The sequence below is a fragment of the Paenibacillus sp. MER 180 genome, from assembly GCF_023713665.1.
Classification (GTDB): domain Bacteria; phylum Bacillota; class Bacilli; order Paenibacillales; family Paenibacillaceae; genus Paenibacillus_B; species Paenibacillus_B suaedae.
Window position 1 is genome coordinate 290,166 of the sequence record NZ_JAMAVT010000001.1, and the last position, 25,888, is coordinate 316,053.

Consider the following 25,888-nt stretch of genomic DNA (forward strand, 5'->3'; position numbering starts at 1 on the left):
CAATGAATCGCAGCTGCGATACCTAACACTTGGAGGACAATCCGATGAAATCAAAAAAAGGCACATGGAAACGCCAAAGCTTATCTCTAGCTCTCGCTTCCGTTATCGCACTTGGCACAATGCTCTCCTTCGGAGCCCCTATACATGCTCAGGCTTCATCTGATAAGCAGGGAGATCAGCTGGAGCAAGCACGTACCAGCCCACAAACACGTGAAGATTGGAAGAACTGGCTGAGCGACAACGCAGTCTCGCTGAATTCGATCAATCCTGAACAGACTGAATCAGACGCACGAATCGCACCCAAGAAATTTGCCGATTTAGAGGCCTTAAAGCCATTACTGCAAGACAAGCGAATCGTCTATTTAGGCGAGAGTTCACATGGGGCAGCTCAATACAACTCCGCCAAAACACGTCTCATTCAATATTTACATCAGGAGCTTGGGTTCAATGTCATCGCCTTCGAGACGAACTTAGGCAATGCAGCCGGCGCTTATGGCAATGTAAGCTCGCAAAAGCCGATTGCGACAATGAAGGATTCCATATTCCGCATCTGGCAAGCACAAGAGACCGTGCCACTGTATCAATACATTCAAGATACGAAGCGTACCGATAAGCCGCTCATGCTGGCCGGCTACGATATGCAGCCGCAGGGCGTCATGTTCGCTGCCGATTGGATGGGCGATGCGAAGCTTGCCAAGCAGTTCCAGGAGATTGAACTAGCACTGGACGAATGGGAAATGAGCTCGGATCTGGAGGGGTATCAGAAGGTAAAACCAAGCTACTTGAAGCTGTATGAGCAAATAAAAGCGACCATTCCAAAGCGTGAACAGGCGCTGCGCAAGCAGTTCCCGGACAACCCGCATATCGTACAGCTTGTACAACGCGCAATCGACAACCGAATTCAAATTGTTCGTGAATACATGGAACTGACAATTAAGTCTACTCTATATATGGAGGGCAAAAACCTCGATTATATGTCCATGATCCAATCGTGGGAGTATCGCGACCAGATGATGGCTGATAACTTAGTATGGCTTGCTGACAACGTCTATAAAAATGAAAAAATCATCGTATGGGCACACAACGGACATATTAGCAAGGCACATTCCAAAGAGTTCGGCATAGCATTGCCGCTTCGCAATATGGGCGAGATTATGCAGACAACCAAGTATAAAGACCAAGGATACGTGATGGGCTTATTCCTAGGCAAAGGACAGAACGCGCATGTCACACGTGAAATCTATGACGTACTTCCGCCTATGCCGCATTCTATAGAGGAACTTATGACAAGCATCGGCAAGCCTTACTCGTTCATCGATATGAGCCATGCTCCAGCCGTTCCAGGCACTACATGGATGTCGCAGCCAATGACGTCATACGTAACAGGCATCTCGCCAATAAGCAGCATTCCGAGCGAGCAATATGATGGCATCTTGTTCATCAACGACGTCACACCTCCAACATATTTGGAGAAATAAGTAGTTATCAAGCTCCGAAACTTCATCATTAAGAAGCTTGCAGCTAGGTACGCTGATAAGCAATCACGTCCCAGCTTATGCAGCATTGTAAATGCATAAAAAAATTAGGATAGAGGGATTCAACTGCTTCTGAATCCCCTATCCTTCATTAATCCACTGCTACTAATCGATTGCGGCCAGACTGCTTCGCCCGGTACAGCTTCTGATCCGCCTTGGCAACCAGCGTATTCGGTTCTGAGTCCTGAATATCCTCAATGCTGCAGGATGCAACACCAAGCGAGCAGGTCACAACTAGACTCACCTCTGAGCCAGCGTGCGGTACTTTAAGCGACTCTACATGAAGACGAATTTGCTCACCGATGGCCACAGCCTGACGAAGATCCGTCATTGGCAATATCACGCCGAACTCTTCCCCACCGTATCTGGCAACAACGGCAAGCGGCGTTGTAACCGTATTCTGAACTGCCTGCGCTACTCGTCGCAAGCATTCATCCCCAGCTAGATGACCATACGTATCGTTATATTTTTTGAAATAATCGACATCGAGCATAATTAGTGATAGTGGACTCTTCTGCTTCTTAACCCGCTCCCATTCCTGATTCATCATCCGATCGAAGTATCTGCGATTGTAAACCCCGGTCAACCCATCGGTATAGGAGAAATCAGTTAGGAGCCGATTCGCCATCTGCAGCTTTTTATTTGCTTCCTTCATCTGCTCTTCCGCTACAATCCGTTCAGTTACATCATGGAAGTACACCGACACCCCGTTGCGAGACGGAAATACGCGATTCTCCAGCCATCTGCCATGCAGCTGATCAAACTCCGTAATCTCCGCCGGTTCTCCCCGCTCCATGACTTGGTGGCACACCTCGTACAGCTTGGTCTGCTTCAAGTGGGGATTAATATCCCAAATGGACCGTCCTTTTACAACTTCGAAGGAGAACTCCAGATACTTCTCCGCTTCCTTATTCATATACGTATAGCACCACTGCTTGTCTACTGCAAGAAAAGCATCGGTAATGCTATCAAGAATAATTGCAATTTGTTCCTGCGAATTGTGGAGCGCCCGTTGAGAATGATGGAGCTTCACATTGAGCTGATTCATCTGATAAAAGAAGACAAATAGAACAACTGTTGCCGACAGCAACGAGTTCACGCATGCCGCGTACCAGCCAAGCGTGTATCTATCGTTGGCCAGCAAAGTGATCGACACATCCAAAAAGAATGTGAAAACAGACAAAAGAAGCCATAAGTGCAGCAGGCTCCTTCCTCGAGTTACCACATACAAATACATACAAGCCACAAGACTAATTACCCATACAATAGGGCCTATCCCTGTTGAAAGGAGAAGACCATGGCTGCTATCCGAGATAAGCGTAGGCAGCCATTCATGCTGACCTGCCAATATATACGTAATCATCCCGACAACCAGCACTACAACAATAAACATCACAGTTGAAGCAGCCGTCTTATTCTTGTGCTCTGATCGCGAATAGGACTCCTTCTGGATACTGAACGTATACAGCAGTATCCCTGCTGGAAATCCCGCATGCCAACATCCCCAGAACCATACCGAAGCCCGAGTCCCTGCGTACAGAACCCCCTTATCACTGAATATGCCTGGGAAAGTCAGAAGATGCGGAATCATAATTAGCCCTGTAAAAAAAAACGTCCCCGATAAAATCAAGATTGGCTTATAACCAGTTGCACGATATTGAATATAAAGCAAATGCGAAGTCATGAAATCACCAAACATGTTCCATGCAATAAAGATCGGGAAAAAGGGAGTTACCCCCCATAGCGGCGTTGATGCATACGGTATAACCACAAGAGTGCTAACCAGCGTGACGAAGCCAATAGTCAAGGCTATCCATTTCTGTTTAGGCACAGTCGGTATACTAAATAAGCTTGCCAGTGGATCTCGTATGCGATGCATTGATGCTCTCAACCTTTCCGCCTATCACTTGTTTCAATCCGAATCATGGTGTGATTAGTAACATAGTATCATATATCTACAGGAAGACAGGCTCAAATTCTAACAATTACAAGACATGAAGATACCTTAGCCCCAAGTAACTGCCACATTTGTGTCCTTTTTACTATATAACGAAATCAGCCTGCTGTTGAAACAAAAGCAACTATATCACCATGGGCAAAAGGGCTGCCCAATTCGAGACAGCCCTCCTATTATAACCGCCTTACACGATTATTGTATTTAAATGTAACATGCTCTATCGAGAACGACGTCCGCCGCCACGACCGGATGAACGACCTCCACCTTGGCTCGAACGGCCGCCGGATTGGCTGCCAGACTTGCCGCGGCTCTCTTGGCGACCAGCGCCTTGGCTTGACTGCGACCGGGAACTACGGCCCTGGCCTCGTCCATCGCGCGCACTGCTGCGTCCGCCATGGCCTTCATTTCTCGCTTCACGCCGTCCGCCACGGCCACCCGCATCACTGCCTTGATTGCCGCGAGCAGCACCGCGTCCACCTCGAGCTGCACCTTGAACGCGTGCATCCTTCGCGCCGCTTCGTGTTCCACGACTATTGCCGCGTCCGCCACGTTCGGAACTGCGTTCATTGTCTGCCTTCTTGCCACGACCAGTCCGAACGTCGCCAGCATTCTCAGTCTGCTCCCCATCTTGATTGCGACGTTCCAGCTTCTGTCCGATGCCGCGCTCAATCAACTCAACAGCCATGCGATCTCTAGGCGACGCGAATGTGATGGCAATCCCTTGCGCACCTGCGCGGCCTGTACGGCCAATGCGGTGGATATAGCTCTCTGCATCCTGAGGGACATCATAGTTGAACACATGTGTAATACCCTCTACATCCAGCCCTCGTGCCGCAACATCCGTCGCGACAAGCAGTTGCATCTTCACCTTACGGAAGCGTTCCATAACCTGTTCCCGCTTCGACTGCGACAAGTCGCCATGAAGCTCGTCCGAATCATAGCCCATTTCAAGCAATTCTTCATTCAGCTTGCTTGCTCTGCGCTTCGTCCGGCAGAAAATAATGGCTTGATAAGGGCGATGCTCATCAATAAGTTTGCACAGAGTCGCCTGCTTGGCACGATCTGTCGTTTGCACGACAATCTGCTTCACGTTCTTCACGGTAATACGCTCGCTCTGCACATGGATATCAATCGGACTGCGCATAAATCGCTCCGCCAAGCGCCTTACATTTACTGGCATAGTAGCAGAGAACAGCAGCGTCTGGCGATTCGTTGGAATCTGGCGAATAATTTCCTCCACTTCCCCTAAGAAGCCCATATGAAGCATTTGATCCGCCTCATCCAATACCAATGTCTTCACTTTCGACAGCGAGATTGTCCCGCGTCTCAGATGATCAAGCAATCGACCTGGCGTTCCGATGACAAGCTGACGCCCGCCCTGAAGCTTGCGCATTTGGCGTTCTACATCTTGACCACCGTATACGGCAAGCACGTTCACTCCTTCATAAGCCCCAATAAGCTTCTTCGCTTCTGCCGTAATTTGCAGAGCCAGCTCTCGCGTAGGCGCAACAATCAACGCCTGAACATGTGTTGAACCTGCATCAATGCGCTGAATAATTGGCAGCAGGAAAGCCAGTGTCTTGCCTGTTCCCGTCTGTGCCTGGGATACAACATCTTCTCCCGACAGTACGACCGGAATCGTCTCAGCCTGAACCGGTGTTGGCACCGCAATCCCATGTTGATTCAATGTGTGCACCAATTGCTTCGTTACTCCCAATTGTGCAAATCCTCGTTGATTTAAGCCCGTCAGACAGGCCACCCCATTTCTGTATAATTCAATCTAGTCCTTATCTTGTGATGATGTATGGAAAATCGACTTCACTCTGCCTACTTGTCCATCCTGCAGACGTACCTTGATGCCATGCGGATGAGATGGAGAATTCGTCAGAATATCCTTCACGATACCTCTTGTCGTCTTGCCCGTACGCTGATTCTGCTTCAGCACAATATCCACCTCAAGACCAGCAAATATATGCTTTCGCTGCTGTCCATTCTGTTCCATGAAGACACTGCTCCTTGCTCATTCTATCCTTAACTGCTGACTTGCAGCAAAACCGACTACGCCAACATTTTCATGTATGTGAACGACAGTGGTATCCACATATTATACACGGAAACGTCCCTATGGTATAATGGACCATCAATATCGATTCCATCGTATAAATTCAGGAGGTAACATGCTGACGTTTGAACAGAAACTAGCGGTTATCGAATCGTTCCCAGAGCTTGAGCGTAATAATGTATCACTGGGACGGGTGAACTTCCACTATGAAGACAGCATTGTGGAGAAGAAGATTGTCGTCTATCACCTGCATCCGAACGGCAACGGATTCGTCTATGCCGGCTATGTATCGGGTTATGATACAGATGCCAAAGGCATGGTCAACATCCGTGAATACTCGGAAGAGGAGCTTCGCAAGCTCATTCGCGCCTCCATTGATTCCATGTCGCCTGCTTCACAAGAGGCTGACGTCGAGATGGAAGACACTGCTGAAGAGAGCAGCAGAGAGCCCTATATCAATGACAACAACGAGACACTATGGCTCGAGTATGACTTTGAGTTGTGGAACATCTATGCGGGCGAGAGCCTGGAAATGACATTCGAGACGCGTGAGGAAGCAGAGGAGTACTTGCAAGAGGAAGGCTTCTCACCAGCAAATTCATAGCAGCCAGCGAAGGGGGGGGGAAGAAGTGCCGTACAGACTCAGGCAGCATCTTTCCCCTAACTTTATGATTTCTTGCATATTCAGCATACTATATGCCTCCTTGCACTTCATGCATATCCAACCATGGATATCACTACCATACCCACTCCACGCTTCACCTCTATGTCAAACAGACAGGGGGAACGACGCTATCAAGCAAGCAATTTACTCATACATATAGAGTAGCCACCATGCGCAATCCCCATCAATCCTCCCGCCTAATGCATGAGGCAGAAGACTGGGCGTCAAGGAGCGGATCAACATTCAAGCGCTCGATGTGACTGATTCGAATAGCATTGCCGCCACTGCACAATATATCCTTGATATGTATGGGAGCATTCGTCTTCTCGTGAACAATGCTGGATTTGCAATAGGCGGAAATAAACTAGGACAAGGAGAGCAGCCTATTCCCTCAATCGCCCCAACATGCCCGATACGTATGCGAACAAGTACAAGTTATAAGAATGAAAATCAATTGTATTATCATAAAACGTTCATTTGAGAAATAAGCGAGGTATGGATACAATACATCATACTCATTCCTGTATGAGAATTTTACTTAAACAAAAAGGATGGTTCCTTATGACTCACCACGACTACCACCATCTCAACCATGTGAAGGAACAAGTCACTTCTAAGCGTACATTGTGGATTACATTAGCCTTGACCTTATTCTTTACCATTGTTGAAATTGTGGGCGGGCTTCTGTCCAACTCACTTGCTCTCTTATCCGACTCTGCTCATATGATATCGGATGTTATCGCGTTAGGTCTCAGTATGACCGCCATTTACATGGCAACTCGGGAACCCAACCAGCGATATACGTTTGGCTACCTCCGTTTCGAAATTATTGCATCCTTCCTGAATGGACTGGCTCTGATTGTGATTGCAATTGGAATCGTTGTCGAGGGTGTTAAGCGGATGGTTCATCCGCAAGATGTTGATCTGCGGCTAATGCTGATTATCGCTACGATCGGCTTGATCGTAAACATTGTCCTGACGCTTGTATTGAGTCATAGCACGAAGGAAGAGGACAACCTGAATGTAAAGAGTGCCTTGTGGCACTTTATCGGCGACTTGCTCAGCTCTGTAGGCGTTATTGTATCGGCGATTCTCATCTATTTCACAGGACTGTACGTCTTGGATCCATTGATCAGTATGGTGATTGGGGCCATCATTTGCATTGGCGGCGCGAAAATCATTCGCGAATCCATCCTCATATTAATGGAAGCTGTCCCTGACAAATACGATCTGGAGGAAATACGTGCGGAAATGAACCAGGTGGAAGGAGTAGAAGATGTCCATGAGCTTCATCTGTGGGCGGTATCCACCGATCACTATTCATTGACAGCCCATGTCTTCATCCGTGAGGATATTCAGCCATTCTGCGTCATTCTGGCTATCAATCATATGCTTAAGGCGAAGTACGGCATTGAGCACACCACGATTCAAATTGAGCATCCTGCGATGCATGATCATGGTGAATATGGCAAGCAATTTTTGCAACAAGCGGGGAGCGCAGAAGCTAACCCAGTGTAAGAGATGAGCCTCGTTAGTACCACAGTCTCCATAATGGAAAGCAGCCTGCCGAGTGACTGCTCAGCAAGCTGCTTTCTTTGTTAGGATATCAGGGATATAATCAGCATCAACCGACTTCTTGCTCGCCTATATGACTTACATGATAAATATACGACCCAGGAATTGATTTCATCTGTTCGATCACACCATGATAGGTAGCGTAATCGATCATGTACACATAGGCCCCTGGTAAATCCAGTTCTTCCGCACATTTGTCTGTAAATTCGGAGAGCCACTCTGCCTCTTGGCCAGCAGCCTCCTGCGGTACATCAACAACTACCCCATACAGGTACACCCCATATTGATCAGGGAAATGCTCCAATTTCTTCTGAACCAGATACGCTTCTTGGATGATGGGGATAGAAGCAAGCTTCTCTCTGGCATCCTCCAGCTCTTGCTCACTCAGCCCGTGATGGATATAGGTGTTGTCTTGAAAGGTTAGATGCGTACGTTCCTCAATCGCATCCTTGTTGTCTTCCATCCATTCCATCGCGCGTTCCGCATAAGAATCAGCTTCCTCATATCGCCCCATGTGAACCAGATAATTATAGATCCACCGGCACATCTGATTCGTGCGGAACATATCCAGCTTCATCACTCGTTCAAGCAGATGGATTCCGCCTTCATCTAAATACTGCAAGCGGATGCGTCCTTCTTCTTGCAGCGGCTCAATCTGATCCACATACTCCTCATTAATTCGTTCTAGAAGAGGAAGAGCCTCTTCGCCGCCATACAGCAATTCCGTTGTATGCGCATAGCGGCACCCCTGGTCGAAGCTCAGCTTGCCTTGCTGCTGAAGCTCTTGCTTCAGCTCTTCATGCTCCGCCCGTACCGGCGCATACTCATGGTATCGCTCCTGCCAGCTTGCTGCAATTTGCATCATCCAACGATTGTCCACTTCTTCCAGCAACAATTTGTACAAGCTGCCTAGAAAATATTCTGCCGCCGTAGAGCCGCTTAATGGTTCCCAAGAAGGAACATGAGGTGCATCAGGAGACTGCTGAATTGCGTGCAACCGATCCGACAAGGACGGATGCGTATCCGTGAGCCCCGTTCGTTCTGCTAGCGCCGCCTGTCCCCATTGCCGCACCGTACGTTCTGGAAGGTCCTTTTTCAAGAAATGTTCCAACGATACGTAAATACGAGGAGGTTCCGATACGCGCTGCGCAGCCCGATACTGCTTCGGCCAAAATACTTCCGACAAATAAGCGCCCAGCACATGAACCTTATACAAGGAGGAGGCCGTTACCTCCGCGCCAGCCAGCTGCACTGAGGCGCGGTCTGCACTATATTCGTTTGCCCGCCGCAGTACGAATGTATATGCGGAGTAGTACGGATAGAACTTGTTAAAGAATTTCTTGAACAACCCTGTACCGAACTGATTTTTCTCCTCCAGCTTCCCTACAATCGTTCCCCATGTCTTCACGACCCGGTATACCCAGCCTGAGAACCGGCTGTCACCGCCAGACAAATGCCCAAGCTCATGCGCGATCGTCGAACGGAACTCTTCTGGCGTAGAGGCCATCATGTAAGGCAATCCAACAATCAATATGTTTTTGTGCCAACCGAACATACCTAAGCGAGGATGCTGCAGCATCGCAGCATTGAATTGTTCATCCACGATGATGCTGTCCACACGGGGAGCCTTCAATTCACGCGCCATTCGATCGACCTCTGCATACAGTTCCGGCACTTCCGAACGCAACAATACGCGCCCTTCCGGCTGCTCGAAGCGAACCCACAATGAACGTAGAATAATAAGAGCAAGCGGAATAAGAATAATGAATAGCTTCACTTCACCCGCATTGACTCGTCCAGTGGAGATGGAATACCAGATGAGACCGCCTACTAAACCAAGCAGAATTGCTAAAATGAGATAAATATAGCTGAATCCAAGCACTGTTAATCCAAGTACGCGCAGCTTGTATCCTTGCGGAGAGCGCTTCGCGGACTTCTCCAGACGTTCGATGAGAGCTGCGAACTTCTCGTAATCGACTTCCATTCTGTTATGCACCTGCTTCTTATGTAGTCATACATACGATATCTATCATGCTGCTTCCTTCAACCCTTCACATCCAGCGTACTGAAGCCGCAGACTGATCCGCACGTTCCATATCCCGAATATACCGAAGCAGCTCTTGCTGGCGCTCCGTCAGGAGGCGCCTTCGCATGACAAGCTCTGATTGGAACTTGCTTAACCGCTGCTTCATCTCATCAGCAGAGATGCCAACCCAATCCTGAAGCCTCGCAAGCTGCTGCTGAACATACTGCTCATTGCGCTCTAGCAGTTCTGCTAACTGACCAATCTGCTTGTGCGCTTGGCGCAAATCATTCAATTCGACCAGGATACGGTCGTTCATCATATTCCCTCCTTTGCTTCTCGACCTTCCATTCATTTCATTAAGCCAAATCAGCCGCCTTGAACTCATTGGCCTTGCGATCAATATAGCCTGCAAGCTCCTGCACTGCAGTCGCATACCATTCCGTCATCTGCGTAAGTTCTTGCGTGGTGTTCTCTGCTATCGATACGATGCGCTTGCTCTGACTCGTATGAGTCAACTTCGTAATACTGCCAACTGCCGAGCCCGCCTGATCATGGAATTGTCCAACATGCTGCTCTAGCGTTCGCGCCACGCTGCTGAGCTCTTCGGGGCGAAGCGCAATCAGCTTGCCTCCACCTAGTCCCCCCATGGCCGCGCTTAACGCAGCTTGAAGAAGCCCCCCGCCTAATGACATCCCCGCAAGAAGAACGGAATCGCCTTCAAGCAGCGCACGCGGCGAAATCGTCAATTTTTCCCCTGTCGCCCGATTGATCAGCTCATTCTTGATATCGCCATCCTTATCGAACTTGTATTGATCCAAGGAATGAAAATTTTTATCGCCGGATATGGTATCAATAAACCGTTTGATTCGTCCCTTAATACCCTTGTATTCGCTATTCGCGGTCTTAAAATCTTCGCCAAGATAATACGTCGAGCCAACATGGCTATCATACTCTTTGAGCGGTCCCGCTCCTATCGAATCGCTCGGGTGCACATAATTGATAATTTTGTCGTCAAACTCTCCATTTTTGGCCTTTTCCGCTAATTTGTCAGGCAGCAGATTCGTTACGCTTGGTGCACTGTACGTTACCGCACCAACACTATTTTTAGCGCCAGCATACTGCGCCAAGCCGCCGCCAAGGGAGTGTCCGGTCAACGTAACCTCATATTCGGGGTACTCCTCCTTCACCTGCCTCACGAGCACATCAGCTTGCCGGAACTGATTATGCTTGTAGTCATGTATATCTTGCTCCATATTTTTCCTCGGGTCTAGGTACGAGAGAATTATATTTTCCCTGGAACTGAATCGTTCCTCCAAATCCTTCGCCTTGCCGAGAACAACATCATTTAAATCCGTCTTGAAATCAGGTAGTGAACGATCAATGCTTGATGACCCTTCTGTACCTCGAAATCCAACAACTACTTGCTTCGTATCCTTATTGCGGAACACGACTGCATCGAATCCAGATTCAGAATCATGCAGCATCGTGCCCTTCGGCTCAACAACCTCCCACGAGCCACTTGCGCCATCATATGCGCCAGGTGGAACCTTATCATAAGCTGAACTGGACATTTTCCAATAATCTTCATCTGATATGCGTGTTTTTTGGGCCATAGGATTCTCCTGTCTTTTCATTTTTTGGTATCTATCATACAATATTATAAAAATAGTTCCTGTAGGAGTGAAGACGTTATGCAAAAAAATGTCCGCTATACAGGTTTTTTGATTCTCATTTTTGCAATCTTAATAGGATGTGAAGCCGCTATGAACCCTGAACAAAAGCAAGCAGCTGTTCAACAAGCAATGGCAACAGGAACTGAATATTTTAAGGACAAATACGGTTTGGAGACGGAATGGACAGAGCATCAATTCCAGCCTGAGCATGCCTCCAGTCACATTGCGTTATACGGGCATGTCAAGAACAAGCCTGAGGACAACATTTACATTCTTATCAACTACAAGACGTTTGAAGTGATCAGTTCGGTGCACCCAAAGGAAGAAATTACAGACAAAAAATAAGCAGATTCAGGCACGAATTTTACTGCTGTACACGTGAAAGGAGCTATCCCAAGTTTAGGACAGCTCCTTTTTTTGATAATTTTCTTATTTTAACACTGACGAATCATTCCCGGAACATGGAGAAGATGTCCTTTGACAGACAATAGGACTTGAGTGGTTCTATTACTTATCATTTTTGGTAAAATGTATGTAGTATGTAATGTACAATTTTATGAATTCAAGGAGGTAATGAATGCCGAAATCAGGGAAATATATTATGATAATCGCAGGCATACTGATCATAGGTCTAATAGGTGTTTTTCTTTATCACATAAACAACGAGAGAACTTTTCCATTTAATGAATTGCTTCGAGAGCATTTTAAGGAAAAAGAAATTGAGTCTATTTTTATACAAAAGTTTGTATCAGCAGCGGACTATAGCGATACTCTCTTTACTGATAAAAAAGATATAGAATTCTTCATGCAATCACTTCCTGAAATCCAAATAAGGAGTGACTCTTCTTCTCATGGTTTTCCTGAATATCCAACATACGAAATTCTTATTAAAGGAAAAAACGAAAAGCTATTTTTGGCCTTTATTATTTCCAGTAGGGATATCTTAATGCATGATTACGAAAAAAAGGAGAACTACTCATACAAAATTGAAAATGAATTCAGGCTTGATAAGTTAGAATTTCTTGACCCATTTTTAGTTAAGCTGAAGTGATAATAGGAAAAGAGGATTCAAGTTTCCTCCTGCTACAAGGTACAAAGCGAATTCGTACGTAAGCTCACGTTTACAATGCCACGGACATACTGCTCCATTCCAATTCCTCTTGGTAGAAAGGCTGTACCAGATTGCGCAGATCACCTTTAAAAACAAGCTCCAGCATCTCGGAGCTGCGGAAATCATCAGGCTCTACAGCTGCCGCAGGCTTACCGACGACGTTCAGACCGCATTCCTCGAATAGCGAAGCGACGAATTGAGAACAGAAAAATGCCTTCTCCCGCTCAACCTGCAGCTTGAATGGAATGCCTAGCACACCAAGCAAGTTATACGAATATTTAGCTTCATTGAACATCATGGTGATGATGCGGGCACGAATCATATGGTATTGCGCAGCATTCACCATACAACGGTACATGGCGCATATCGTCGGCTTACCGTCAGCACGCAGTAGATCACGCTCTACCTCTTCACGCATGAAGCCTGCTGTTAACGGATTTCGGGAAGGCTTCTGTCCGAAGCTATATACTTCCCGCAATGCCGGATCGAATGCTACGGATACGTGATTAAGCGGTGCCTTAGTGTACATTCGAATGAGCTTAGAAAACAGTGTTCCTGTATCAGTCAGTACGATATAAATCGGATACCTCTTCGCATCACCCTGTCCTGTGCCCTTCCCCGCATTGATTATGCTGTCCATCCATTCACCCATGCTACATTCGCCCCTATCGCTCTCTGTATTGCTGCTACTTCCATTTTATATATTGAACATATACCCAGACACGTGCTGGCGACGGGTTCTGAACTGGACTTTCGTCGGGTGATCACATCCAACCTGCTTTTGCCTCTCTGATTCTTGAGCAGCAGCCACTCATTAATAGCGGCTCCTTCCACACTGTATGGCCGTCCATTCCATTATTCGTCATATGCATTTCCTAGATCCCTCCATGTACACAAAAAGAAGCCTAATTCCTAAGAATTAGACTCCTTCACCGTTCCGGATATACCATTGTGTTCAACATCTCAACGCAGCTTGGCAGCTGGTCCGCAGCTCTCCCGCACGATCAGCTCTGTTGGTATCATAACCTTCTTGCCAATGATCCGCTGCTTCTCCAACCGCTCCATCATGAGCTCCAGCGCCGTATCACCGATACAGTCACTATGCAGTCTGACCGTGGTAAGCGCAGGGGTCATGAATTGAGCAACCGCAATATCATTGAAGCCAACCACACTAATATCCTCCGGTACTCGCAAGCCATGCTCCTGAATGGCTCGAATCGCTCCGATCGCCATAGAGTCATTTGCCGCAAGGACGGCGGTACAGCCGCGTACAGATGCAATTAGCTCCTTCGTCAAACGGTAGCCATCCTCGGCTGAGAAGGTTCCGACACGCACCAAGGATGAATCGAAGATTCCCGCCTCCTTCATCCACCTCTCGTAAGCGATCTCGCGCCGATCCGCTGTTGAGGCTCCATCCAGCACATCTCTTCCGCCGACATACGCAATTCGCTCATGTCCTAATGCACGAATATGCACCAGTGCCTGCTCTACAGCATCATGCAGATCGACCGTCACAATATCCGACTTGCGATCCCAAGGGACATCATCCACATATACGATTGGAGAGGAGGAGCGCTGGAGTTCATGCAGCTGACCTGACCCAATCGGCCCAACCACGATGAACCCCGATGCAGCAGAAGCAGGAAGGGAGCGTTCTCCCTTCTTGCCTACCTCTACAAGCTGCACGCCTCGCTCCCGAGCTGCTTCTTCTATCGCAAGCCGCACCGTTAAATAATACGGATCATTCAGCTCCTCACTCTTGTCATAGGTCATGACAATTCCGATCGTGTTCTGACTCGCCCTGATTTGCACAGGAGCAGGCGGTTCCGCTATCGGCACGGGCATCGAAGGCTCCGGCGCAGCCATCTCCATCGTCCGCTTCTTCCGCTTGTACTTGTTATAGCCGAGCTCTTCAGTCGTTTCCATAATGCGGCGCCGCGTCTCGTCTGATACCGACAATGTCTCATCGAAGTTCAGCACGCGAGACACCGTGGATATCGACACACCAGCCCGCTCCGCAATTTGTTTCAGGGTAGCCATTTCGCCCTCCAATCGTGATGCGTCGCCAGCAATCCGTCATTCCGTCATTCTTTCATTTCCTTACGATTGTACTGTATTCTTGCCCAAAAGCATAGAGGAAAGCCTCGCGATTGCTAGTTGCGGCGCAGCGTTTCCTTCGCCTTCATCACATCTGAGATTTCCTTATTCGAATAGACAGACAGCTTCAGATTCAACTCGAACGGCTCAAATCCACTGCGATACTGACTCAGCTGGCGCTGTCCGCAGGAATTCGATCCTAGGCCGTTCTGCTTCGCATCGAGATGCAGCACAATGTAATCCCGCTTCTTCAAATCAACCGTATGCTTGGCAGCATCCAAATCCTTAACTTCATAATAAGAAGCACTAAAGTCCATCTTTGGATACGCAACTGCCATGATCCCTACCCCATAACGATCCGCCAAGCGAACCCAGCGGCAGTCCGTATGATTGCCATTTTCCTGTGGATGCACGTAATTCGTGAACATTTCATCCACCGTCCGCTCATAGACGCCGAATTGATTTGCCTGCTTCGAATCTACATACGACTCTCCAGGACCTCTGCCATACCATTTGCCATTCTCACAAGCAGCACGCACACGAAGCTCCACGCCAATGCGCGGAATCATCTCCGGCGCCTGTTCCTTCACGCCACCCGGCTCGCCGCTCACATCGAGCAGCACATCGCCATTCGGGTAGATACAATAATCATAGCGGGAACGGTAATGCCAAGCGGCGTTCGTCGTCCCATTCAAGACAGACACCGTCACACGGACAACATCGCCTTCCTGTGCATAGGTGACTCCTTCTACAATTTCATGCATCAAATGCATAAATGTCTTATTCCGGTAATCGTCCACGATATACATATCATTATCGATCGGCGCGCGCCAGAACTGCAGCTTCGGACCCTCTTCCACAACCATAGTGCCATGATGTGTCCATGAGGTCATGCGGCCCTTGACTGTATCGAATCGAATGCTGAATTCTTCCCCGCGGACGATGAGCTCACAGTGTCCCTCTTCCATCGTAAGCGTGCCGCTCGGCTCGATGTACAGCATCTCAGCGGCAATCGGCAGGAGGAATTGCGCCGTCGCCAATTCATGTCCTGCTTGTGCCCAGGCACAATCACTCTTCAACGTATAAGAAAGATTCACATAGTAGTCCGTTCCCGGTTCAGGTGAGAAATCGAGCGAGTACCCCAGCTCCACTTCCTTGCTTGTACGCGCAGCGATGCCAGTAATGTCCGCTTCGCCTGTCTGCAAAATGCAGTCATCCTTCACAATCGAGTATCGAAGTGCCAATTGATCTAGCGATGCAAAATCGTACTTGTTGCTGACACGGATCAAGCCGCGCTGCAAATCAACCTCATGCGTATGAACAGGCTCAATGACCTTCTTATATTCCAGCAATCCCGGTGAAGGGGTACGATCAGGCATGACAAGTCCGTCAATACAGAAGGCTCCATTCGTCGGATCGTCACCGAAGTCTCCGCCATAACGGTAATAGACACGGCCCTGCTCATCAATCTTCTGGATGCCGTGATCACACCATTCCCAGACGAATCCGCCTTGCAGCTTATCATGTGCGTAGAATAGATCTTGATACTCCTGCATGTTGCCTGGGCCATTGCCCATCGCATGGGCGTATTCGCACAAAATATGCGGCTTTGTAGAGTTCTCAATAATATACTGCATCGTCTTCCGCTCCGGATGATCCAGCCACGTATACATCGTCGAGCACACGTCCGCAATATCCGTATCTCTGTCCCCTTCATAGTGAACAAGGCGTGTCGGATCCATTTCCTTCGCACGGAGACCCATCGCTCTGAAGTTTCGGCCATAGCCTGATTCGTTGCCGAGCGACCACATAATAATACAAGGATGATTCTTATCCCGCTCAATCATGCGCTCGATACGATCGACGTATGCTTTCTCCCATGCCGGATCATCCGTAATCCAATTAAAGTTTCCTGTCAGCTCGAAGCCGTGGCACTCCAGATCCGTCTCATCGATCACATACATGCCATACACATTGCACAGCTCATATAAGCAAGGCGAATTCGGATAATGCGCCGTACGGATCGCATTAATATTGTACTGCTTCATGAAGCGGATATCCTTCTCGATATCATCGCGCGATACGACACGCCCTGTAATCGGATGCGCATCATGACGGTTAACACCCTTCAGCTTAATGGCAACCCCATTGACGGTGAATGTGTCCCCCTTCAATTCAACGGCACGGAAGCCCACCTGCTGGGGAATGACCTCAATGACCTCATCCACATCTGTTAAAGCGAAGAGAAGGGTATATAGATACGGCGTCTCCGCACTCCATAATTTCGGAGCTGCAATTGGGACAGCAGTCGCGACGCGTTCGCCCGCAGGCATATCGCCGCAGGCTACCTGTTGTCCAGCTGCATCAAGCAGCTCGTAAGACAGCGTGTGTCCCTGCTTCGCACCACGAATATCTGCGCTTAGGCGCAGGATCGCATTCGTATAAGCAGAATCCAGCTCTGTAACCACTGTAAAGTCTTCAATCCCCACAAGCGGCTGGGCATACAATTCGACATCACGGAATATACCGCTCAGCCACCACATGTCCTGATCTTCAATGTACGTTCCATCCGACCATTGATACACGCGGACACACACTTCATTCTGCCCTGCTTCTACATAGCTTGTAATATCAAATTCACTCAGCAGTCTTGCACCCTTGCTGTAACCGACTTCATGCCCGTTCACCCATACATGGAATGCGGAATCAACGCCATGGAATCGTAAAATTACCTGCTGATTGCCCAGCCATTGCGGGCTAATCGCAAAGCTGCGCTTATATATTCCTGTCGGGTTGTCTGTCGGCACATAAGGCGGATTAATCGGGAAGTTGTACCATAGATCCGAGTAATGCATATTTCCATAACCCTCAAGCTGCCAGTTGCTCGGTACCGTAATGTCGTCCCAGTTCGAGCAATCAAATGATGGCCGCTCGAATCCCGGCGGGGAATACTCAGGCGCTTCCAAATAAGCGAACTTCCATGTACCATTCAAGCTCTTCCATTGATGCGCATACTTCGGCTCGTCCAGCAAGGCTAGTTGTCGATTCGGATAGGAGCGAAAGTACGCTCTCCCTTTCATACGGTTACAATTTGTAACGCTCACATTTTCCCACTGCTTCATCACACGCATAGTACGGCCTCCTGCCCACGGGGATTCCTCACACGAACGACATCCATTTCCATCCGTCTAACCATTCGTTCTGTCTGAGATGTAGGATGAATCACATCTTCACTTCCTAATAAAATTTTACCTGACCTTAGTAAAATTCTCAATCGTTTTAGTAAAATATTTTACTGATCATTTAATTTTTTACTAACCATTACATGATGTTAGTAAAACTTTTAGTAAATACATGTTTTCCCTGTAAAATGGGTAATATCAACAAAAAGAAGAGCGAAGACGTTTTGTCTCCGCTCTCGCAACCTTGATTTTACTATTGTTTTACCTAAATTTTACTCAACTTCGACTGTCTGCCATCGACTTTCCTTCACGTCTTCGCGACCATACGGACCACGCCATGTCCACCCAGAAATAAATGACGAACATCGGGCATGCCATATTCCAGATTGCTGAAATTTGCACGTAGCCAGCCTCTAGCAAGGGATGCAGTCCGTACACAACCGCTAGCGATAAAAACATCCAGCATAGTGAAAAGGATAGACAAACATGACCTTGAAGCTGTATCCGATATGAAGAATAGTCCCACCATTTGCGATAAAATACCTTCTCCAGCATTAAGCCGCTCACATATTCAACAGCCGTCGGAATGACGAAGCTCAGCAGCAGAATGAGGATCCAATTGCCCCCTTTTTCGACATAAGGAAGCAAGAGAAGAGGAGCAACTCCATACATAGGTTTGAATGGCCCTTGCAGGAATCCCTCCTTCCAGAAACGGCCCGTTATTAACTTACTGTATATGTTCTCAAGCAGCCACCCTCCGAACGAGTAGACCATAAAATAAAAAACGGCAGCCAATGCATCATTGGCTGCCGCTCCTGTAACTTGCAACGGAATTGGCACATGTGCCACCATAACGCATAACCTCCTTATGCCTGCATCAGCGGCATATCTCAAGCTACCCGTAGTATGGATGTATTCCGCACCACTTATTCCCTGTTTCCCCGATTATTCAACAATAATGAGGCTAGCGTGCGACTGTCCCGGAAGGGAGAAAGTCATCGCCAGAGAGTGGAATGCCTTCACTTTCTGTCCTTCCTTCAAATCCTCCACCTTCACAGCAACACCTTGCTTGTCCATAATGTATGTTTCCTTCGAGATATTCAAAATGACGTCATTATTGATATTGCCATCATTATCTACATCGACATGAACTCGCGCGTTCACATCGCCATCTGTTTTTGTTACTGTCAGCACTTTGCCTTCCTTAACCACCGTTTCACCTTTAACAACGATTTTTTCGGCACCAACCGTACCCGGGAATGTCATCAACATAATTGGTCCATATTGAACCTCTACAACTGCGCCTTCTTTCAGGGCATCCTTGCTGAGCGGCTGACCCTTTTCATTTACGATAACCGTGTTGTCTTGTACATTAATATGCAAATATTGTTGACCACGGAGAACAAATTTACTTCCGTTCCCCGACTCAATAATTCCTTGTGATGTCACATGCTCTTCTGGCAATGTCGAGCCCTCCTCTACAGGGTGAGATGATACGACATGACCTTGAATGGCTTCAGCAGCTACTGCTCCAGCGAAGGGGACGCTAAGTACCGCCATAATCGATGCAATTGCCAAGCCTTTGTTCCATTTTTTCATTGTAAATTCCTCCTCTAATCTCATGTTGTTGTGGCACACCTATGTACCTGCTTCTTGATGCCTTACGATTATTCGGTTTGTCTTCATAGACGGAGGAAGTATGCATAATGTTGCATAAAAAATAATTTGAATATGTATTCAATCATATATGTGTCTTGCTCATGTCCAGACCTGCCCTTACTAGATTTACCGCTAGCATATAAAAAGGTGCCAGAGGGAGAGCACACGATCCCTCCTTTGGCACCTTTGTTCCTTATTATCTGTTCGTTCTTACTGTTCACCAATACGACGTTGAATAAATGAATCCACCGCCGTCTTAAGCACTGCGACAACCGGGACGGCAATGAACATGCCCAAAATGCCGAACATAGCGCCTCCAATAATAATCGCAAAGATAATCCAAATGGGACCTATGCCCACTTTATTACCCACAATTTTCGGACCGATATAATAACCGTCGAACTGTTGGACGATGAAAATAAACAACGTAATCCATAGCGTCTGTTCTGGTGATACAAACAACGTAATGATACCGACGAACAACATCCCCATAAATGGGCCGAAGTACGGGATCACATTCGTTATGGCCACGAGCAGAGCGGACAACAGCGCATATGGCGCTTGAATAATTAGGAGTCCAATGATTACGATGCTGCCTACGACCGTTGCATCCAAAATGACCCCTACAAAATATTGCGAGAAAATCATGTCCATTTTTCTTACGAAATCAATGACGCCTTCAGCCCGTTCCTTCTTAAGCAGGCCGTGCAAAGTGCGCTTCGCGCCTGTCCCGATCTTCTCCTTGTCCTTCAGCAAGTAGATCGAGACGATAAAGCCGATAACGAGATTCAACAGCGCAGACGTAAAGGTAAACAAGCTGGACAGCAAATTGTTCAGCATCAGCTTCAAGAAGTCGCTAATTTGACTGGAGACGGAGCTGAAATGCTCGCTAATGCTGCTCGAGATTCCGGATTGAATGAACCATTCCTTACTCATGACATTGGCCTGCAGCCATATTTTCGTACTCTCCATATAAATCGGCATATCAGCCAGCAATGTGCTTACACTTTCTATAACCCGCGGTGTAATGACCGTAATCAGCAGCACAATAATGCCGAAAAACAAGGTATACACGGCTATAATACTAATAAATCGCTTCGATTTTGTCCTGGCCAACAGCCTCTTCTCCAATAGATTGACAAGTGGGCGAAGAAGGTAGGCAATGAAACAAGCAATAAAAAACGGTGTAAGCATAGACAATAGGGCTACGACTCCCTTGAGCACATAACCGATATTATCGATGAGCTTGTACACTATCACTGCAATGGTGAATAGCCCCAAGTAGCGCAGTGTTCTTCGATTCTTAAGCATGGCATCCCCCTGATTGCTAATTCGTACACGTATAACTTAGTATAGCGATTTTCTCAAGAAATGAAATAAATATGAAAAAAGCATTTTCTCATCGACATCATCGATGAGAAAATGCTTCTTATTTCGGTCTTATTGAGCTGCCTTGCTGCGACGGAACAATACGCGGTCAAGCGAGTAGTCCGCCCCTCCGCTTACTACTAAGTACAACGACATGGCTGCAAGCGCAATATCCAATTCATAGCCGCCTACGAAGCCCATTTGCAGCTTCACCGTGAAGATAGCCATAAGCATAATGACGGTAAACGCCGCCCCAATCCATCTTGTACCCAGACCAACGATGAGCAGAAGGCCTCCAATCAATTCAACAGCCGCGACAACGTATCCCATGAATCCCGGAATACCCAGACTTTCGAAGAAGCCTGCTGTATTGTCGAGACCCCCTTGGAACTTCTCTAGGCCGTGAATGAAGAAAATAATCCCTAGCGCAAGCCTGATGAACAATGTACCTAATCCTTGATTTACTGACATAATAAAACGCCTCCTATTATCATAATATGTGTTAGTATTGTTGATTCATAAACCTTCAATTAAAACTACACATTGTAGTGTAAAACTCTAAAAAAAATTATGGCATAGCAGCAAAGAACAATAAACATAATGCAAGCAATACTTGCAGTGACACAATAGCCCGCGTAAACGGCAGCTTCATTGGAATATCTGTATCTGGCTCCAACAGCTGACGAATCCGGTAATTAATCGATGTATCTGCGAATGAGACATACGCAAATGGCATGCGCGGCGCCTTGCCTTGCTTCAACATCTTGAGCAGTGCGCTTCCTAAGTGTGCCGATGTTCCGAGACGTCCAATGGCGTAATGATCAGCCAGCACTTCACGGATGATGTTATACTGCTGCTTCGACCATCTCATAATTGGCATGTACCACATGACCGAAGCGAGAAGAGACAGAATGAACATCCGCAATGGATCTCGGTGCATCTGATGGAAAGCCTCATGATGGACAACTGCTTCCAGCTCATCATCATCAAGCAGTTCCATTAAGCCGGTCGATACGACCACGATTGGCAACCATAGCCCCATCGTGAACGCGATCGGGGAAGCATGCTCGACAATCATCATTCGCTGCTTGCCTTCATAGAACCGACTATTCATCTGAAGCGTCAGCTCCTGACTGCGATACGCATGCAGCTTCCAGTATGCTTTGCGAGACAGCCACATCTGCCGGATGAACAGGATCAGTACGCTAATAAGCGTACAGAACACATAGGCATCAAGCACGTACACGAACTTGGACAATCCGTAGTTCTGCATGAGCGTGGAGCACGCCTCGACGAGATTGAAGTGCAGTTCCCATCCGGCAAGCACCTTCATCGCATATAGTACCATTTGACAGAACAACACGGCTGCAATTAGAAGCATCGAACTGAAAATGAACGTAGATCGATTTTTCCACATTGTCTATTTATCCTTTTTCAATTGCTTGATTTTTTGTTCCAATTTGTCCAGCAGCCCCTCATCTACATCCTCCAAGGCATCCAGCATGTGATTCACGACAAGCGGACCGAATTCATCCATCAGCTCATGCGTTAATTCCTTGGACTGCGTATCGAGGAAGGCATCCCGACACAATACTGGGCGGAATAAGGAAGAACGCCCCTCCGTGCGCTTGACCAGGACTCCCTTATCCACGAGTCGGTTCATGACCGTCATGACGGTGTTGAAGTTGACGCACTTCTCTGCCTCAAGCTTCTTCTGCACGTCCTTAATCGTCATTTCAGAACCTTCCCACAGGACAGACATAACCTTGGCCTCCAGCGGCCCGAAGAACCGGTTCAATCCACTCTCGTGGAATTTGAAGTTATGAATTTTCATCGTGGAATTCCTCCCACTACAAATTGTAGTGTGATCGCAAACCTATGTCAAGTATGTCCATAATTAGGCATTAGAAATTTATAAAATTGGCGACACCAATCGTGCGATGGATTCTACAAATCGGTGACGAATTGACCGCTTCTGGTACGTATTCCAATTTAACGCGATAGACTCCTTCATATCCTGCTCGAACAACTTGTCGAGCTCTCCCGCTACCGCTTTGTCATAGAGGAAGGCATTAACTTCGAAGTTCAGGCTGAAGCTGCGATGATCCAGATTCGCCGTACCAACCGTAGCAGCCCATCCATCTACAACCATCGTCTTGGCATGCAGGAAGCCCTTCTCATACCAATAGCACTTGGCACCAGCACGAAGCAATTCACCAAGATACGCATTTGATGCCCATTGCACCAACTGACTGTCTCCCTTCTTCGGAATCATGATGCGTACATCAACCCCAGATTGTACGGCAACCTTTAACGCGATGAGCACACTATCATCCGGCACAAGATACGGTGTCTGTACATAGATGCGATCCTTGGCTTCGAATATGAGCTTAAGCAATGCATTACGAATTTGCTGCTTATCGGAGTCCGGACCGCTGGATACAATTTGAACGGCCGTATTCCCTGTATGAACTGGTGTTGGAAAGTATCTTTCATTAAAGGCCAGATACTGTTCAGACGCGATGGACCAATCAAGCAAGAACTGGCCCTGAAGGCGATGAACAGCCCCTCCTTGCAGCTCAAGATGAGTATCACGCCAATGTCCAATCTTCGGATCGAGTCCGACGTACTCATCACCGATATTAAATCCGCCAACAAACCCAACTTTGCCATCCATAACCGCGATTTTTCGGTGATTGCGATAGTTGACACGCAAATTAAGATACGGGATCCGCGATGGGAAGAAGCGGAATACTTCTCCGCCTGCTTCACGCAGAGCTGCAAGATCCCTATCCTTCAAGGCAGGCGATCCAATATCGTCATACAGCAGCCTTACCTCGACACCATTCGCAGCGCGCTCCGTCAACGCGTCAATGATTCTGCGTCCGGTCGAATCCCCAGCAAGCTTGTAATACAGCAAATGGACATGATCTTCAGCATTCTGAATTCGGTCAACTAGCCGATCCATCATCTCGTCCCCGTCTGCAATGACATTCACCTTGTTGTCCTGTGTTAAGGGAGAGTAGCTGCTTACCAAGTTCATATAAATAAGCGGCTCATAGTACTTCACGCCATCATCCTGATATTCGAAGGTTCCCTCCCGAATTCGCCGCACTTGAGCTGCAATTTCATCTCGAACAAGACGTTCATTCCGAGGCTTGATTCGATAGACCCTCCGTCGAGCCAGATTCTGACCGAACAAAATATAGAATAGGAATCCGATGAATGGGAGCAGCAAGAGAAGCATTAACCATGCCCACGTTCCCCCTACATTGCGTCTCTCTAGAAAAATAACGATTGCCGCAAATAGCAAATTAATAATCGGTATCCATATCGCCGCCAGCTCCAATAGATGTGTCCACATAGATAAGCCGCTCCTGTTCCTTAAGATGACTCCATTGTACCATGAGAGAGGTGCATGCTCAGTCATTCATGTACTTAGCGTTCAGGAGGAGATGTTCGTCCACTGCTTGGCCGAAGAGCAGCTGGATCATCATCCATGGGCACTTCACTTCCGCCTCCTTTATCCATGGAGGTGGATCCATTTTCTATCGCAGTCCCTTGCTCTTTGCATGATTCATTCTGAGGAGCACTCTCTTCTTGCTGTGTCTTCGCCTGAGCGTTGGATCGGTACATATCAACTAACAGCAGGAGCAAGGGCAGGACAAGCCCGGGCAGAAGCGCATAGGTCGCCCAATGATCGAGCAGCTTGCTAAGATAGGACGAATTCGGGATGAATAAGATCGACCAACTGACCGTGATCATCCCTAGCGGAATGATGAGGAAGCGGTGTTCAGCTAGCTTCAAGGATTGGGCGAGGCCTACCGCGGTCGCATACAGAAGCAGCGCCATTCGGAAGTAGGTCGTCAAAAACCAAATGACCGCCATCACCGCCTCGATCCGCTCCAAAAAATTACCGATGCTGATTTTTTTGGCCAGCGCATAGGTCGGATACATATGCCGTGCCGTACTATCGGCTCCAAGGGTCAATATAGACAATAACGTTGTAATGATCAGGAACGCCCCGCCAATTATGCATCCCCACAGCAAAGCATTTGCCACTTTGCCTTGGTTCTTAACTGAAGGAAGAATCAGCAGCAAGATTGCCATGTCGAGGAAAGGGAAGCTGAAGAAGGTCAATCCCCCGCGAATGATCGGCACAAATCCACGTTCAAGAACCGGCAGGAGCTGCTTCACTTCAACTTGCGGCATTACAAACAAAATAAAGCAAATAAATAGAAGCAGCACCCACGGGAAAAATATTTCAGCTCCTCGCGCAAACACTTCGATTCCAAGATAGGCACCGAAAATGATGATGAACATAAAAACAATATGAGTCGCCACAGCCGGTGTCTCCGGCATAATCTGCATCGTTATGAAATCGCCGATATCCCGCAGGGTAAGCGCCGCTGTAGTAAGTGCAAATCCGATAATGAAGCAAAGCGAAGCTGCCTTGCCGAGCACCTTGCCAAGAATCAACTCACAATATCCTGCTATCGATTGTCCCGGGTATCTTCGGCATAGGGCGGAGTACAGGGGGATGACGAGCAGGCCGAGCCCTAGGGATAATAGAGCGGACAGCCACCCATCCTGCCGGACTTCTTCCGCTAGGCTCGATGGGATAATCAAGATCGCGCTTCCGATAATAAATAGTGCCGTCAAGATTGTCAGCTGACGAATACTTATGATAGATTGATCCTTCATCCGCCCTATCACCTCCCTTGATGCAGCATCTCACTAGCTAGCTTGTCGTTCTTTACTACAGGAATCGCCTCAAAGGCTTAAACATCATCATGATCCAATCCATAGGATTCGGTATCCTCAATTTCATCCCGAGGATTATACCAAACCCGGCAGCGATGAGCAGCATGATCAGCAGCACCCAGCGTTCCTTGGATAATTGCTGCCGCTTCATACGAGAGGATTCAGACAGGAAGGTGATCGCCGCGATTACAATTGAGCCAATACTGATCCACATC

Annotated in this window: 23 protein-coding genes; 5 read left to right on the top strand and 18 right to left on the bottom strand. The window is 47.7% G+C overall.

What is annotated here, in order from left to right; translation table 11 throughout:
* Positions 1-44: 44 nt before the first annotated feature.
* Positions 45-1,478, top strand: a complete 1,434-nt coding sequence (locus M3661_RS01185; RefSeq protein WP_251481489.1) for an erythromycin esterase family protein — start codon at positions 45-47, stop codon at positions 1,476-1,478.
* A 148-nt stretch (positions 1,479-1,626) separates the two neighbouring features.
* On the opposite strand, the gene M3661_RS01190 is transcribed toward M3661_RS01185, so the two are convergent.
* From M3661_RS01190 to M3661_RS01200, 3 genes are all read right to left on the bottom strand, one after another.
* Positions 1,627-3,414 carry a diguanylate cyclase gene (locus M3661_RS01190; protein WP_251481493.1) on the bottom strand — a complete coding sequence of 596 codons (1,788 nt, stop codon included), beginning with the start codon at positions 3,412-3,414 and terminating at the stop codon, positions 1,627-1,629.
* Between the two features lie 295 nt (positions 3,415-3,709).
* Positions 3,710-5,209 (bottom strand): DEAD/DEAH box helicase, encoded by a 1,500-nt coding sequence (locus M3661_RS01195; RefSeq protein ID WP_251481496.1) that lies wholly within the window; start codon positions 5,207-5,209, stop codon positions 3,710-3,712.
* 63 nt (positions 5,210-5,272) lie between these two features.
* Positions 5,273-5,494: a YwbE family protein gene (locus M3661_RS01200; protein WP_251481499.1), complete on the bottom strand. Its 222-nt coding sequence runs from the start codon at positions 5,492-5,494 to the stop codon at positions 5,273-5,275.
* Positions 5,495-5,669: 175 nt separating this feature from the next.
* Between M3661_RS01200 and M3661_RS01205 the strand changes: the two genes are divergently transcribed.
* Complete coding sequence (locus tag M3661_RS01205) at positions 5,670-6,158, top strand: hypothetical protein (protein ID WP_065291467.1); 489 nt, start codon at positions 5,670-5,672, stop codon at positions 6,156-6,158.
* A gap of 621 nt (positions 6,159-6,779) precedes the next feature.
* Positions 6,780-7,736: a cation diffusion facilitator family transporter gene (locus M3661_RS01210; protein ID WP_065291465.1), complete on the top strand. Its 957-nt coding sequence runs from the start codon at positions 6,780-6,782 to the stop codon at positions 7,734-7,736.
* 106 nt (positions 7,737-7,842) lie between these two features.
* Here M3661_RS01210 and M3661_RS01215 read toward each other — a convergent pair whose 3' ends face one another.
* The 3 genes from M3661_RS01215 to M3661_RS01225 all read right to left on the bottom strand — a co-directional run bounded on the left by M3661_RS01215 (position 7,843) and on the right by M3661_RS01225 (position 11,432).
* The gene (locus M3661_RS01215) at positions 7,843-9,777 is read right to left on the bottom strand and encodes a M48 family metallopeptidase (protein ID WP_251481502.1); all 1,935 of its coding nucleotides are present in this window, start codon (positions 9,775-9,777) and stop codon (positions 7,843-7,845) included.
* A 67-nt stretch (positions 9,778-9,844) separates the two neighbouring features.
* A complete protein-coding gene (locus M3661_RS01220; protein ID WP_065291463.1) occupies positions 9,845-10,135 on the bottom strand; it encodes a hypothetical protein in 291 nt (96 codons plus the stop codon).
* A 40-nt stretch (positions 10,136-10,175) separates the two neighbouring features.
* Positions 10,176-11,432 (bottom strand): Tle-like phospholipase domain-containing protein, encoded by a 1,257-nt coding sequence (locus tag M3661_RS01225; protein ID WP_251481505.1) that lies wholly within the window; start codon positions 11,430-11,432, stop codon positions 10,176-10,178.
* 78 nt (positions 11,433-11,510) lie between these two features.
* On the opposite strand from M3661_RS01225, the gene M3661_RS01230 reads away from it, so the two are divergent.
* Positions 11,511-11,837 carry a hypothetical protein gene (locus M3661_RS01230; RefSeq protein WP_251481508.1) on the top strand — a complete coding sequence of 109 codons (327 nt, stop codon included), beginning with the start codon at positions 11,511-11,513 and terminating at the stop codon, positions 11,835-11,837.
* Between the two features lie 232 nt (positions 11,838-12,069).
* A complete protein-coding gene (locus M3661_RS01235; protein ID WP_251481511.1) occupies positions 12,070-12,543 on the top strand; it encodes a hypothetical protein in 474 nt (157 codons plus the stop codon).
* Positions 12,544-12,613: 70 nt separating this feature from the next.
* Here the strand turns inward: M3661_RS01235 and M3661_RS01240 are convergent, their stop codons facing one another.
* From M3661_RS01240 to M3661_RS01295, 12 genes are all read right to left on the bottom strand, one after another.
* Positions 12,614-13,255, bottom strand: a complete 642-nt coding sequence (locus M3661_RS01240) for a hypothetical protein (protein WP_251481516.1) — start codon at positions 13,253-13,255, stop codon at positions 12,614-12,616.
* A 311-nt stretch (positions 13,256-13,566) separates the two neighbouring features.
* Positions 13,567-14,643, bottom strand: a complete 1,077-nt coding sequence (locus tag M3661_RS01245; protein WP_251481519.1) for a LacI family DNA-binding transcriptional regulator — start codon at positions 14,641-14,643, stop codon at positions 13,567-13,569.
* Between the two features lie 113 nt (positions 14,644-14,756).
* Positions 14,757-17,831 carry a beta-galactosidase subunit alpha gene (gene ebgA, locus M3661_RS01250; RefSeq protein WP_251481522.1) on the bottom strand — a complete coding sequence of 1,025 codons (3,075 nt, stop codon included), beginning with the start codon at positions 17,829-17,831 and terminating at the stop codon, positions 14,757-14,759.
* 327 nt (positions 17,832-18,158) lie between these two features.
* Positions 18,159-18,734, bottom strand: a complete 576-nt coding sequence (locus M3661_RS01255) for a putative ABC transporter permease (RefSeq protein WP_065291459.1) — start codon at positions 18,732-18,734, stop codon at positions 18,159-18,161.
* A gap of 93 nt (positions 18,735-18,827) precedes the next feature.
* Entirely contained in the window at positions 18,828-19,481 is a 654-nt protein-coding gene (locus tag M3661_RS01260) for a hypothetical protein (RefSeq protein WP_251481525.1), read from the bottom strand.
* 270 nt (positions 19,482-19,751) lie between these two features.
* A complete protein-coding gene (locus M3661_RS01265) occupies positions 19,752-20,852 on the bottom strand; it encodes an AI-2E family transporter (protein WP_251481530.1) in 1,101 nt (366 codons plus the stop codon).
* Positions 20,853-20,981: 129 nt separating this feature from the next.
* Complete coding sequence (locus M3661_RS01270) at positions 20,982-21,380, bottom strand: DoxX family protein (protein ID WP_021257314.1); 399 nt, start codon at positions 21,378-21,380, stop codon at positions 20,982-20,984.
* 97 nt (positions 21,381-21,477) lie between these two features.
* A complete protein-coding gene (locus tag M3661_RS01275) occupies positions 21,478-22,326 on the bottom strand; it encodes a M56 family metallopeptidase (RefSeq protein ID WP_065291456.1) in 849 nt (282 codons plus the stop codon).
* Positions 22,327-22,329: 3 nt separating this feature from the next.
* Entirely contained in the window at positions 22,330-22,743 is a 414-nt protein-coding gene (locus tag M3661_RS01280) for a BlaI/MecI/CopY family transcriptional regulator (RefSeq protein ID WP_021257316.1), read from the bottom strand.
* A 78-nt stretch (positions 22,744-22,821) separates the two neighbouring features.
* Positions 22,822-24,273, bottom strand: a complete 1,452-nt coding sequence (gene cls, locus M3661_RS01285) for a cardiolipin synthase (protein ID WP_065291455.1) — start codon at positions 24,271-24,273, stop codon at positions 22,822-22,824.
* Positions 24,274-24,347: 74 nt separating this feature from the next.
* Positions 24,348-25,613: a GerAB/ArcD/ProY family transporter gene (locus tag M3661_RS01290; protein ID WP_251481535.1), complete on the bottom strand. Its 1,266-nt coding sequence runs from the start codon at positions 25,611-25,613 to the stop codon at positions 24,348-24,350.
* A gap of 55 nt (positions 25,614-25,668) precedes the next feature.
* The gene (locus M3661_RS01295) at positions 25,669-25,887 is read right to left on the bottom strand and encodes a hypothetical protein (protein ID WP_065291453.1); all 219 of its coding nucleotides are present in this window, start codon (positions 25,885-25,887) and stop codon (positions 25,669-25,671) included.
* Between the last annotated feature and the right edge of the window lies 1 nt (position 25,888).